This is a genomic window from Halodesulfovibrio oceani subsp. galateae (assembly GCF_055397225.1).
This window is the reverse complement of the sequence record NZ_AP042453.1, coordinates 800,505-814,609: the sequence shown is the minus strand read 5'-3', so window position 1 is coordinate 814,609 and position 14,105 is coordinate 800,505. Positions and strand designations below refer to the sequence as shown.

Here is a 14,105-nt window from a genome sequence, read left to right as displayed (position 1 = left end):
AGTACGTCATCGTCTGTAACAGTAGATTTACCCCCCTACTGTTACATGTGCCACGTACTTGCTGGCAACATCCTTCATACTATGCACAATAGCCTTATCGAGTGGTTCAATACCGTGCAGTGGATATGTTCGCTCCAACTGTTCCCATTTCGGTTCACCAAGCCTGTGGTATGGCAGAATATCCAGAGATTCAACAGCCGAGCCAAGTGATGAAACAAACTTAGCCGTTGCCTCAATATTTTCCACAGAATCGTTGCAACCAGGAATTAATGGAACTCTTATACGCAACTTCTTCCCCATCGCCGCAGCGATGGCAATGTTGAGCAGAATTTGCTCATTAGAAGCCCCTGTAAGCGCCTTATGCTGGTCAGAATCCATATGCTTTATATCAGTCAGTACTAAGTCCGTATGTTCTAATACTTTCTGAAATGTTTCAGAGGTAGTCATTGCACAGGTTTCGATTGCAGTGTGCATGCCCCTACGCTGAGACTCGCGCAAGCATTCAATCAAAAACTCTGACTGCATAGTCGGTTCGCCACCGGAAAATGTTACGCCTCCGTTGGACGTCTCATAAAAATGCCGGTCACGCTCCACTTCATCCATCACCTCATCTACTGTCATGAAACGACCAACAATAGTCATCGATCCAGCGTAACAATGTTCAACACACTCTCCACAGTATGTGCACTTATCACGCTCAATAATAAACTCGCCCTGATCATCAACAGACAAAGCGTTTTCCGGACATTTTTCAATGCATTTTCCGCATCCGATGCATAAATGAGGAAGACGCATTAACTCCGGCTTCGGACTCATTGATTCCGGATTCTGACACCACTTACAGTGCAGTGGACATCCTTTAAGAAACACTAATGTTCGAATCCCGTTACCGTCGTGAACAGAGAACCGTTGAATGTCAAAGACTGTTCCGGTTAATGCAGCGTTATCTTTGTCAGACAACCGAAAGGAATGTTGGCGTTCTTTCCACGTCATGCTCTATGTCCTTTGTAACGCGGAGCCGGACCTCCCGACTCCGCGGCGTTGCTTAAAAGGTCTGTTCGGTACGGGCAATAATGTCGTCCTGAAGCGATTTATCCAACGCTGTAAAGAATGCACTGTATCCGGCAACTCGGACTACAAGTCCTTTATAGCTATCTGGATTTTCCTGAGCTTCTTCCAACGTTTCACGGCTGATCACGTTATACTGAACGTGGAAGCCGCCATTCTGGAAGTACGTTTCAGTCACTGCTTTCAAGTTATCCAGACCATTTTCACCTTCGAGTGCTGATGGATGAAACTTCTGGTTAAGCAATGTTCCGTTTGATGCAATTTCATGATCAAGTTTAGCAACGGACAACACTGATGCCGTCGGGCCGCAACTGTCGTAGCCTGAGATAGGGGAGACACCATCTGCGAGCGGACTCCAAGCCATGCGGCCATCAGGAGTCGCAGTTACAACAGAACCAAGCGGCACGTTTGCTGAAGCGGGATACAGACCCGGCTGGAACTTGCCACCGCGCGGGTTTTTGTACCGGTTCACTTCGTTGCAATAGATGCCTGCCGCTTCTTTTGCGACGGCATCGGCAAAGTCGTTATCATTACCATACTTAGGCGCGCGGTTTACGAGCATAAGACGCAAATCTTCTTGCCCTTCAAAGTTATTGTGCAATGCTTCCTGCAACTCTCTGGCGGTAATTAACTTATCTTCAAAGACAAGCTTCTTAATTGCAGCAAGAGAGTCACCGGCATTAGCAACTCCAACACCCTGCGGGCCTGTAAAGTTGTAAATAGCACCACCTTCCTGAAGAGACATTCCACGACCAATGCAGTCTTCTACTAATCCGGAGAGGAACGGTAGCGGACAATGCTTGCCATGGGTCATATCGACAGCGTTATCCGCCGCAGCCATGAGCTTTACGAAATAACTTGTCTGGGCTTCGTAAGACTTCATAACTTCATCAAAGCTCGTAAAGTCTTCTAGCTTACCACTTTTAGATCCAATCTGCTTGCCTGTACGTCTGTCCACACCGTCGTTCAAGCAAAGTTCGATAACTTTAGACATGTTGAAGAACGCAGCGTCATGCCACCCTTCTGTCTTACCGCCAACCTGTGGTTCTACACAGCCGATAATGCCATAATCTCGAGCATCTTCTCTGCTCAGACCTCTAGCAAGAAGAGCCGGAATGATCACACGGTCGTTGTAATATGCTGGATATCCTAATCCTAAACGACTTACCTCTGCTGCACGTTTGTACAGAACATCAGGTGTGCCTTCATGAATACGGATGGAAAGAGAAGGGGCATATAATTTTGTGTTCGCACTAGCCTGCAACACAAGGAAAGACATGGCATTCGTGGCATCAGCACCATCTCGGGACTGTCCACCAACAATGAGGTTCATAAACATTGGGTAGCCAGCAAAAGCCATAGTGGAAGCTTCGTCACGAACCTTATTTAATTCAGAGAATTTAACCCAAAGCATATCGAGCAGTTCCTGCGCTCTTTCAACAGAGGTAGAACCTTCCTGCAGGAACGGATTCATATATTGATCAAAGCGCATAGGAGAGATCGAATGTCCGTTTGACTCAATCTGTACAACAAGATGTACAAACCAAAATGCCTGCAGTGCTTCCTGTAATGTAGTTGCAGGGTGCGCAGGAACCTGACGGCAGATGCGAGCAATCTCTAACAGCTCTTCTTTACGCTCATCATCACAAGTTGCAGCTTTTTCTTCTGCAAGAGCAGCAAAACGTTCTGCAAAAGCGATAACAGCTTTGTTTGCAATAATTACAGACTCAAGAAAACGGCGTTTATTTTGAGCGTCAGCATCGGTGAAATCCAACTGTTCAATGGCTTCTTCAGCAGATGAAATAACTGAGAAAACACCCTCAGTGAGTACTTTATTGTAATCAGGAGAAATATGCCCCACACCGTTATAAAAGTAGTTACCCACTGTATAGACGACATCGTTGTGCGCTTCCAATGACTCTGGAGGCATAAATGCTGCTGCTATTTCGTTAGTAGTTCTGCCATCCCAGTATGTGAATGCGCTCCGAAGCTTATCTTTTGTTTCTTCAGAAATAAGAAAAACATCAGCAGTTCTTTTTTCCAGACGATCAAGCTCTTCTTCTACCCACTTGCAGGAAAATTCAGGAAAAATTGGGGCAGAACGCGGCATACTGCACTGGTTACCAACTACAAGTTCGCCATCCTGAATAAAGATGGACATGTTTGTCAGCACATTTTTTAATGCCTTTGCACGGCGAATCGCAATTGGTTGTCCTTCTGTTGCCTTGTAAGATTCAGTTAAAAGAACTGCGCGCTCTGCACAAATTGCTGGTGCAGTATTAACGAAACGGTCAAGCGCTTGAGAAACGCGGTCTGTTGGGCCATACAGTTTCGGGATCACCATTTTCGGGGGATTAGTCGTCATAAATTTCTCCTTACATATTCCCTGTTAACAATACGCACTCAAGCCAGCACTGGCGCAAGCAATATCTTGCTCCACACTTCCACCACTCACACCAATTCCGCCAATAATTACGTCCTCATGTGCTACAGGGAGTCCACCACCAAAAATAACAAAACGTCCCTGTTTGTCTGTCTGGATTCCATATAAACTCTGACCCGGTTGTGCGAGCTCTCCAAGAGTTTCTGTGGAGACCTTTACAGCCACAGCGGTGTAGGCTTTATTCAGGGCAAGATCGATACTAGCCAACAGGGCGTCATCCTGACGAACCTGAGCAATCAAGTTTCCACCCCTGTCAACAACGGCAATAACCATTGGGACACCTAACTCATCAGCCTTCTCTTCAGCAGCTGTGATCATTCGTAATGCTGTTTCTTTTGAAATATACATTGGAACTCCCGTAACATTTGTTCTGAAAATTTCAGCAAGGCATCTACAGAAAAACGTTCATCTAATTATTAAGATGTAACCTGACCCGACGCACTGCTAAACAAAACTTCGTAACAACCAAGAGCGTATCTCATCTGCTTATAGGAAGATTTATTCCAAACAAAATTTAATTCTATATCTCAGATAGTTAAAACAAGACAACATGCTTCACAGGTTAGAAAACCCTCCTTTTTGTAAACCGCAGTTGACATTCCTTCTCGCTATCTGTTTGTATTCACGTAGATACTCGCCAACCATCTACGTTAACCTGCTGTGTTTGTTTGGTTGACACATGGTTTACACGCTTTAGCAGCTGGAGAATGTATGCCTGCAAATGCCGCACGCAATAATGATGTTCTATTGTCGTTACATGGAGAAATAGCGTCACTCCAAGAACGCATTACGTTGCTTGAAGCAGAAGAAACCCTGTGGAAAAACCTCGGACAATCCTGCAACTTTCCGCCCGAATCAAACACTCTTCTTCCCGATGAAATTCATTTCAAATTTGATAATATTTTTGATCTTACTGCGATCCAGAAAATTCAAGATGCCTTTGCAGAAGCAACCAATGTGGCTTCAATCATTACAGATCCTGAAGGAAGACCAATCACTAAACCGAGTGGTTTCTGCAGCCTGTGTAATGATGTTATTCGTAAGACTAAGTTGGGGCTAAAAAACTGTATGCGCTCAGACGCAGCATTCGGAACACTTAATCCCCTAGAACCTATCATGCGACCATGTTTAAGCAGTGGGCTTCTGGATGGCGGGACAAGCATTTATGTAGGCAAACGCCACATTGCAAATTGGATTATTGGGCAGCGTCGAACGTCTTCTGAACCAGATCAAAAGATTATTGCATACGCGAAGGCGATTGGAGCAGATGAAGAAGCATATCGAACAGCGTATGAAAACGTACCAATCATGCCTAAAGAACAATTCTACAAGGTATGTAATGCGCTGTGCCTCATTGCAAATCAGCTTTCCACGCTCGCACAACAAAATTACCGACAAGCGCAAGCCATTGCCAGACGCCAACAGGCGGAACATGCATTGCGGGAAAGTGAAGAACGCTTCAGACAACTTTCCGATTCCACTTTTGAGGCAATCTTTATCCACCACAAAGGGAAGATACTGGAAGCGAACAAAGCCGCTATCACCCTGTTTGGTTTCACGCGGGAAGAACTCATAGGCAGGACAATCAACTCTCTTGCTGCACCTGAATTTAGGGAAGCGATTCGTGAATATTCTGAGCAAGGTGGGAATTTATGGTTTCAGGGGGAATTTCAATGCAAAAATACGCTGTCGATAATCTGTGAAGTGCAAGAGCGAAACATTACGTTTCAAGGCAGAAACGTTCGTGTTTGTGCTGTTCGCGACATCACTCAGCGCATTCAGTCTGAGCAAGAGGCAAAGGAAAAAGAGCAGCAACTTATTCAGGCAGACAAAATGGTTTCGCTGGGGGTTTTAGTTTCGGGCGTTGCACACGAAATCAACAATCCCAACAGCTTTATGACAATGAACTTGCCGCTCATTAATGACGTTTGGCAAAGCATTACGCCTATCCTGGACGACTATTACAAAGAGAACGGGGACTTTCTGGCAGGAGGATTAGAATATTCTTCGTTACGGGAAGAGCTACCGAACCTAGTTTCCCGTATGCAAGACGGCGCATCACGGATCAAGGGAATCGTTAACAACCTGAAAGATTACTCACGTGTTGAGCCAAGCCAATTAATGTGGGACGTCGACATAAACGAAATGATCCGCAGCTCCCTTCCTCTTCTGGAAAAACTTATCTCCATGCACACCAGCAGCTTTACCACCAACCTCGCTACGAGCCTTCCACCAGTACAGGGTAACAGACAGCGCCTTTCACAAGTCTTCATCAATCTACTCGTTAACGCCTGCGAGGCTCTTATCAACAAAGAGGATAACGTCACAGTCACATCACAATATCTTGTAGACTTACAGATAGTTGAAATTGTCGTAGCCGACACAGGAAGCGGTATTCCTGAACATTTATTATCGAAAATTACCGATCCTTTTTTCACTACCAAACGAGATTCCGGAGGTACAGGTCTCGGCTTATCCGTTTCCTCAGCAATCGTGCAGGAACATTCCGGAACGCTACAATTCATCCCCCACCCCGACGGGGGTACCATTGCACAACTCCATCTACCAATAGCTCACCATGGAGAAAAAGATGTCCGATAACTATCCAAGACACCCTATTTTGCTTGTAGACGATGAAGATTCATGGCTCGCCAGCTTCAAAACAACTCTACGATCTAAAGGAATTGGCAATGTTGTAACAGAAAACGACAGTAGCAAGCTCCTTTCCATTTTGGCATCACAAAGATTCTGTGCGGTTGCGATTGACCTTATGATGCCCAAGCTGTCAGGCGAAGAGCTTATTCCGCAAATAGTCACCCAGCATCCTAATATTCCAATCCTTGTAATCTCCGGACTTAATCAGGTAAAAAGTGCTGTTAACTGCATGCGCCTTGGTGCTTTTGATTTTATAGTTAAGACAGAAGAACGCGACACTCTCATTGCCGCAGTCCGTCACGCCATCGAAATGTTTGAGCTACGGCAGGAAAACTCTTCACTTCGAGAACGTTTTTTCAAAAAAGAGCTGGATCACCCAGAATATTTTGAAAATATCGTCACGCAAAACAAAGAAATGCATTCCATCTTCCAATATATTGAAGCAATTGCTGAAACTTCCCGTCCTGTACTCATCACAGGAGAAAGTGGTGTCGGCAAAGAGCTAGTAGCGAGAGCTGTACACAATTCCAGTGGACGTACTGGAGAATTTGTTGCTCTCAACATTGCTGGTCTTGATGATAATATAGTTGCAGATACACTGTTCGGGCATACTAAAGGAGCATATACAGGAGCAACAAAACCCCGAATGGGGCTTGTAGAAAAAGCAAAGAACGGCACACTGTTTCTTGATGAAATTGGAGACTTGAGCCTTGCTTCACAGACAAAACTCCTACGCCTTCTTCAAGAACATGAATATCTACCACTTGGGTCAGATATGGCAAAGCGTTCCTCTGCACGTATTGTCGCTGCTACCCACCAAAATCTCAACGAATTACAAGAAAGCGGCCAGTTTAGGCGAGATTTATTTTACAGACTGCGAGGGCATTTACTGCACATACCGCCCCTTCGTGATCGCAAGGAAGACCTTCCTCAACTCATCTCACATTTTGTGCATGAAGCAGAAATCAATTTGGGAAAGATGGTTACATCAAACCCAACGGAACTCGCTGATTACCTATCGCAATACACGTTCCCGGGGAATATACGAGAACTGAAAAATCTCATACTAGATTGTACAGGCACCTGTGTTGACGACTTTCTGAGTACTACGCATGTGCAAAGACTTCTCACCCACTCCTACGACTACCAACCTGAATCTGCAAAAGCACAACAGCCTGAAACTCCAGTTACATTTGGCCCCACCCTTCCTTCATTAAAAGAAATTCGGGCAGCTCTCATCAACGAAGCCCTCATACGCACAAACAACAACCAATCCGGCGCTGCGCAGCTTATAGGAGTGACACGTCAAGCAATAAGTAAGTATCTGCGAGAGTAATAAGGTTAAAGAGAGTTAGACTAAGCACACATGCGCTAAAGATATACCTATCTGTTTTAAAAAGATTTTTCATAACAGTATGTTTCTTAACACTGTCCCAAGCAGCCAATGACATATTTTTGTTACATAGTTAGTCAGCAAAAATACATTTTTATTGATCGCATATCGTATTAGATCTATAATCAAAGAAAATTTAGTAAGGGAGACATATATGAAATACGTTCAAGTTTCTCCAGAGATGTGCGCTGAAAAAGACGGTGAACAATACCCTACAAAAGTCATCTGCGAAGCGTGTTTTAACGTCATCATGAGCAATCCGGAGCAAAACCTTATCTCTGCTGATGCAGCAGGAACACCAGAGCCTGAGGCCGAATGTGAGTTCAGAATTGCTCACGACTGTGAATCTCTTTAGCAAACATTGTTAGACCATTAATAAAAGCAACGGGAATTTTCTCGTTGCTTTTTTTATTGCCAATATCTTCCACATACCATGCTCGTCCCTGCCGTCCTTGCCACCCTTGCTATCTTTGCCGTCCTTGCCGACCTTGCCACCTTCGACAGCTAACCGCCTTTTTTATCCCCACTGATCCAACTCAAGAAATACACATCTTCGCTATCTTCAGACTCTGACGATGCGGCTGGAATGCATCTAATCACAATTCGCCCATATTCTTTCAAAGACTTCACCATTCCCAATCAAGTCACGTCGCGCATACGCACAATACAGAATTAGATGAAATTACATATCGTGAGATTCTTCGTCATCCCCCCGACAACACATTGAGAATTTGAGACTCTTTCGTGCTCGATTCAATGCAAAACTGTCAAGACTTCACGAGAGACACTGCATTTCACTCTTAACCTCTCTATATACAACTCTAATCGTATCATTTTTTGTATTATTTCAATTATACTTTCTCTTTTAGAGTTGTTTTTTCTTTTCACAAAAACTCATCACTGATTCATTTACAACTTCTGAGCATAAGTATTTTTTATCATGTACAGCTTAACTTTTTATTCTATTATCTTGTTTACATATCTTTATTTTACAGAGTCAAAAAATAAGAGTTTTTACAACTTGAACTACGTCCCTTTCGGACATGTTCATTCTCATTAACAAGCCAGATCAAACAAGAGCGGTCTAAGGTGGTTAAAAATGCAATTATTCAGGTTAGCTGATGTTGCCGCGAATTATGAAGAACCAAAAAATCGCAGCACAAAACAGAATGCTTCCTCTGAATATTTCACACAGGATTATATTTAATCCTGAATTTGAAACCCCATAAGGATATCCGCACTTACAACGTGCTTAAAACAAAACCCTTATTTCATTCTTTTCAGACACTTAAACAAATAAATTTTAACAAGCTGGCGGCAATACATTACACAACTATCCGCCTAACGGAGAAATTTATGATAACTGCTCGAATCAGTGCACCAACTAAAGAAGCTTGCCAGTTGCCAGCAGATTGTAAGCACACTGGCGTACAAAAAAACGACCAGACTATTTTTGTTTTTTGTCCTGTTAAAGATAAAGAGCGAATACATAGTACTCTTTTGCAAAACAATATTTTGCATAGAATTAACGAGTATTCAGCTTCTTTCGATTCTGATTCTATTCTTTGCCACTTTAAGAGCTGGAATTTACCAGCAGTGCAACAAAATCAGTTAATTGATGCCACTAAAACCGGGGCTTGGGTCGAACCGCTTACATGCTTTTTGGACAGGTACTTGGGATATACCGAAATAGAATTATTACACGAGCAGTACTTTCTTCACCAAAAAGCATTTCCCATTTTATCTCGCAAGCGGCACGCCTTCATCAAACGGATCTTTGATGTAACTTTTGCCTTTCTGCTACTAATATTCACATTACCAATCTGCCTGCTCACCGCATTGGCAATCAAATACGAGTCAGAAGGTCCTGTTCTTTTTAGACAACGACGAACAGGACAACATGACAAAGAATTTGATGTGATCAAGTTCAGATCAATGAGCATCGATGCTGAAAAATACGGGGCACAGTGGGCTTCTCAAAATGACAGCAGAGTTACCAAGGTAGGAAATTTTATACGAAAAACGCGCATTGATGAACTACCCCAGCTCATTAATGTCATCAAAGGTGAGATGTCTCTCATTGGTCCACGTCCAGAACGAGAAGTCTTTATTCATGAGTTAGAAAAAGTAATCCCGTACTACCGCTTCCGCCACACAATTAAGCCCGGGATATCAGGCTTAGCACAAGTAAAATATGCATATGGCGCTTCTGTGGAAGATGCGATGTGGAAACATAAATACGATACGTATTACATTAAACACCACAACATGCTCTTAGACATTAAAATTCTACTCTGGACCGTCAGAACCGTATTATTCAGGATGGGACGATAAACTTGTCTCTACTATAGCAAGTGCTCAATGCAATGTTACTGCAATAACTAAAAATGTTGTAAAGAATTAGAAAGAGTCTGCACAATCTCATATCATTATACAGAATCAGCAGGGTTATTTTAGGACAATGCTAATAAGGGAAGCTTTACAAATGAAGATAGTTGTTGACGGGCGTATGATTAATCATTCTGGAATCGGTGTTTACACGAACGAACTACTAACGTTGCTTAATGATAAATCCTATTCCGTTGTGGTTTTACTTAGTAAAAAAGATGCGTCAAAGTTCAGTTTTAAGAATTTACAAGTAGAGACAATTGAATTCGGTAGATATTCTTGGAAAAATTTATTGTATTTGCACAAGCATATTAAAAACTCTGATGTTTATTTTTGTCCTTTTCTTTCTATCCCCCCTGTTTTCTCTTCAGTCCCTGTCGTAACAACAGTTCATGACCTTTGTCCTGTATCCGAACGTAAAGTTTTTGGTACACGAGTTGCGATAGCGTATTGGGCGATAATGCTCCTTCAACTTGTTGTAAGCAAAAAAGTTGTCACCATTTCAAACTTTACGCGCTCAGAAATCAGCAAGTGGTTCTGTAGCCTCTTTGACGATAAAGTGTCTGTCGTCTCGAATGGCTTGTCTGTTAAAGAGCAAGCCAACCATACAAAATCTACATATCCCGTCGACTCTCCTTATATACTCACCGTCGGAAATATTAAGCCTCATAAAAACATCATGAATTTAGCTAGGACATTCTTGCAAAGTAAATGGTGTACCACACACCGCTTAGTAATCGTGGGCGATCATCAAGGATTCCGCACGAAAGAACGGGATATAATGATTGATGACAGCCGAATCATTTTTACAGGTAAAATTTCTGATGCTGAACTGGATCAACTGTATCAACACGCGCACTTGTTTGTATATCCGTCTTTTTATGAAGGGTTTGGTTTACCATTGCTCGAAGCTATGTCCTACCAATTACCAATTGCATGCTCGTCCATTCCTCCATTTCAAGAAATTGCCGGAGACAGCGTAACGTATTTTAATCCGCACCATCTCAATTCTTTTTGGAAAAACTTAGAGCCCTTTGATTCTGCAAACCATTACGATGCAATTCTTAACAAATACACATGGAAAGCAACCTTAGAAAAGTTATTAACTATTTTTAAGCAGTCTTCATCTGCTGGCCACCAGAACCTTACGCATGAGGGATAGAACATGAGCAAAAGAATACTACAGTTAGGAAAACTCTTCCCTCCTTTTTTTGGTGGCATTGAAAGTGTATCTTATGAACTTGCATTGGGAATTAAAGAGGCAGGACACGTTAGCGATGTCTTATGCGTTAATGAGGTAGGGAAAAAAGACTCTTTTGATGATGTTCGCGGTGTACATGTCACGCGCTGCGCTTCATTTTTCAAATTTGCGAGCGTGTATTTTTCTCTCAGTTATATTCTAAACTGGATAAAAAGCAGAAAAAAATACGATGTTATTCACGTCCATTGTCCCAATCCATTAGCAAACATCGCACTCCTGTTCTTTCCGACACGAGCCCATGTTGTAGTTCATTGGCATAGCGATATTGTTAAGCAGAAAAAACTAAAAGTTCTCTACCAGCCCCTTCAAAACTGGCTATTGAAACGTGCAAACAGAATTATTGCTACGAGCGAGGTCTACGCAAAATCTTCTTCAGATTTACAGCAGTTCCTGCATAAAATTTCGATAATTCCAATCGGTATCGACCCAGATAAACTTGAAACAACAAGTGACGGCGCTGGAGTCATCAGATCAAGATATCGGGGTAAAAGAATTGTTTTTTCCTTAGGCCGACACGTGTACTATAAGGGCTTTAAATACTTAATCGCGGCTGCCAAAGAGCTGCCTGAAGACTACATCATACTGCTTGGCGGCACTGGGAATTTATCCTCTGAACTGTATCAACAGGTTGAGCAGTATGGTCTTACAGAAAAAGTTCAATTTTTAGGAAAGATATCGACAGAAGAATTGGGCGATTACTACTCTGCTTGCGATGTTTTCTGTCTTCCATCCATTGAACGCTCTGAAGCCTTTGGGGTGGTTCAGCTTGAAGCTATGAGCTTAGGAAAGCCTGTAGTGTCGACTGCTATTCCCGGTTCGGGAGTAGGATGGGTGAATAAAGATGGTATATCAGGAAGAGTCGTTTCACCTAAAAACGTTACAGCGTTACGTGATGCAATAGTTGAGCTTTGTGACAACCCAATTCCTCAGGATACTATCCAGCAACACTTTGCAAAAAACTTTTCTTCATCTGTTATGGTCAACCGCACGCTAACGCTCTACAGTCAACTACTGTAACATTTACTGCAATTTCTTAACTGAATATTGAACCTAACGAAGGCAGTTTTGAACGTCCACTGTTACAACCGAACCGAACCGTTCAAAGTGCCCCACTCGGTGACGCTTGTGCCGACCGACAAGTAATATCAAATCGATTTTCCGGTTCATTTGTTAACGAAGGCACTCAGGCTAAATATTATTTTAAACATGTATAATCAGCAGATGAACAAAACCTTACAATTCGTCTATTTTAATAACAAGAATGGCCAGACCTCCAAGTGGGTAATAGCCTCCACTATCCCCATAGAAAAGCTCTACAACTGTAGAGCTTTTTCTTCGTACCATTCTTCATATGATTCAATCTCATTGCTGAAATCCAGCGTAATCAGGAAAACTCTATTGCAGAGCAAAGCATACGGCTGGATAACAACCTGTCATTTCAAAACCTTATACTACGCCAAACGCCCTGCCAAACTAAAACATCAATCATGGATGGTGCAACGATCCCGTCACAAAGACGCTTTCTGCTAACAACAAGAAGACCTAGTGGTTAAAACCGAACGCAATCTTTTCTTTAACAGTTTCATCTGATGATCAAAAGTTCTACTTTTAGGGATATTACTTGTCAGGTGGATTTCTCTCAAACTTCAAGCAATTTCTTTCGAAAAGCCCTTCTTCGTCGCACCCGCCAAGATTCGGTTTTGGGTTGGTCACCATTGTACGTAAAAGAAGCAGCTCCAAGTAACAGCCAAAAATAACTTCGTTGCATACTTGATTCAAGGAGCAACCCAATCAACATAACTATTATGACATTCCGCAGTGTTGGGTCTGTCCCCTTGCCTGTGAGGCCGAAGAATAAATAGCACAAGAAAGAGAACAAAAGAAGTATCCCACCCTCGGCGGCCATCTCAATAAATACGTTTGTCGCAGGCGAGTGTGCAATATTATGATACGGAAAAAACTCTGGATAACTATTTCGGATTGCTTCAGCTTTATCAAAACTGGCGTAAGCTCCCGGGCCTATTCCATGAATGACATTATTCTGAAACACATCCAGAGCAACAAGCATTCTTGGATAGCGATTTCCACCCCGCTCAACACACTGCTGAAATACATTATCACTTTCCAAAATCCTACGAACAGTTAATGCAACTAAGTCATCGCCGATTTGACTGTACAGCCCAAGACCAATCCCTATAATAGTCAAAAAAATAGTCATTCGTGCTAAAGACTTGATTGAAAGAGAACTCAGGTTGCTTACAATTATTGCTACCAAAACTAGCAACATCAAATTTGCACTCTTGGTTATCTGTACCGCTATGAGAATCAATATCCAGTCAGGCCAACTTAGTGCTATATGCTTTTTAGCTGTAATGTAGAGATAAGGTGTCAATGCTATCGCCCAGAAAGAAGGCTCGTAAAAGAAAAGAGCGATTCTTGCTTGCAAGCCTAAAGCGGCAATGAAAATACCTGCAAAAATCTGAGCCCGTGCACAAAGAACCAGTCCTGCCTTAAAACCTTCAGGACTCAATGAAAAAAGAGCTTTTCCTACGCTCGCTACACAAACAATATTAAAGAGCAGCAGGAAAGTGTAGGCAATACTTCTTGAAGGTTCTACCGAATACAACGAGCTGAATATACACGAAGCAACTATTCCGATTACACAAAGTAACTCTCCCCTTGTGTAATAGATATGTCTGCCCAGTAAAAAATACAGGCACAAAAAGATTCCTGTTGCAAGCTTCAACTGCCCAAATGGAAATGATACCGCAATAGTATCTGCGCCTGCCCAGAAATACGCGATTGCAACCAGCAAAGCTACGGAGGACTCTGTAGCCTTAAAAAATGGCCGTTCAATACAATTGATCGCGGCAGTATATGGTAGGTAACAATTCAAA

At 42.6% G+C, this 14,105-nt stretch carries 10 protein-coding genes; 6 read left to right on the top strand and 4 right to left on the bottom strand.

What is annotated here, in order from left to right:
- Nucleotides 1-27 precede the first annotated feature (27 nt).
- Genes ACZ5V1_RS03645 through ACZ5V1_RS03635 form a run of 3 tightly spaced genes read right to left on the bottom strand, consistent with a single transcriptional unit; the run spans nucleotide 28 to nucleotide 3,859 of the window.
- Nucleotides 28-993 (bottom strand): glycyl-radical enzyme activating protein, encoded by a 966-nt coding sequence (locus ACZ5V1_RS03645; RefSeq protein ID WP_464390659.1) that lies wholly within the window; start codon nucleotides 991-993, stop codon nucleotides 28-30.
- A gap of 52 nt (nucleotides 994-1,045) precedes the next feature.
- Complete coding sequence (locus tag ACZ5V1_RS03640; RefSeq protein WP_464390658.1) at nucleotides 1,046-3,433, bottom strand: glycyl radical protein; 2,388 nt, start codon at nucleotides 3,431-3,433, stop codon at nucleotides 1,046-1,048.
- 24 nt (nucleotides 3,434-3,457) lie between these two features.
- A complete protein-coding gene (locus tag ACZ5V1_RS03635; RefSeq protein ID WP_464390657.1) occupies nucleotides 3,458-3,859 on the bottom strand; it encodes a GlcG/HbpS family heme-binding protein in 402 nt (133 codons plus the stop codon).
- A 363-nt stretch (nucleotides 3,860-4,222) separates the two neighbouring features.
- Between ACZ5V1_RS03635 and ACZ5V1_RS03630 the strand changes: the two genes are divergently transcribed.
- From ACZ5V1_RS03630 to ACZ5V1_RS03605, 6 genes are all read left to right on the top strand, one after another.
- On the top strand, nucleotides 4,223-6,112 hold the full coding sequence (locus tag ACZ5V1_RS03630; RefSeq protein ID WP_464390656.1) for a PocR ligand-binding domain-containing protein: 1,890 nt from the start codon (nucleotides 4,223-4,225) through the stop codon (nucleotides 6,110-6,112).
- Complete coding sequence (locus tag ACZ5V1_RS03625) at nucleotides 6,102-7,502, top strand: sigma-54-dependent transcriptional regulator (protein WP_464390655.1); 1,401 nt, start codon at nucleotides 6,102-6,104, stop codon at nucleotides 7,500-7,502. Before ACZ5V1_RS03630 ends, ACZ5V1_RS03625 begins: the two co-directional genes overlap by 11 nt.
- Nucleotides 7,503-7,713: 211 nt before the next feature.
- A complete protein-coding gene (locus tag ACZ5V1_RS03620; RefSeq protein ID WP_160717373.1) occupies nucleotides 7,714-7,914 on the top strand; it encodes a hypothetical protein in 201 nt (66 codons plus the stop codon).
- A gap of 893 nt (nucleotides 7,915-8,807) precedes the next feature.
- Nucleotides 8,808-9,893, top strand: coding sequence for an exopolysaccharide biosynthesis polyprenyl glycosylphosphotransferase (locus tag ACZ5V1_RS03615; protein ID WP_464390654.1), 1,086 nt, complete (start codon nucleotides 8,808-8,810; stop codon nucleotides 9,891-9,893).
- Between the two features lie 151 nt (nucleotides 9,894-10,044).
- A complete protein-coding gene (locus ACZ5V1_RS03610; protein WP_464390653.1) occupies nucleotides 10,045-11,109 on the top strand; it encodes a glycosyltransferase family 4 protein in 1,065 nt (354 codons plus the stop codon).
- Nucleotides 11,110-11,112: 3 nt separating this feature from the next.
- Nucleotides 11,113-12,225, top strand: coding sequence for a glycosyltransferase (locus ACZ5V1_RS03605; RefSeq protein ID WP_464390652.1), 1,113 nt, complete (start codon nucleotides 11,113-11,115; stop codon nucleotides 12,223-12,225).
- 622 nt (nucleotides 12,226-12,847) lie between these two features.
- Here ACZ5V1_RS03605 and ACZ5V1_RS03600 read toward each other — a convergent pair.
- Nucleotides 12,848-14,104: an O-antigen ligase family protein gene (locus ACZ5V1_RS03600; RefSeq protein ID WP_464390651.1), complete on the bottom strand. Its 1,257-nt coding sequence runs from the start codon at nucleotides 14,102-14,104 to the stop codon at nucleotides 12,848-12,850.
- Nucleotide 14,105: the final 1 nt, after the last annotated feature.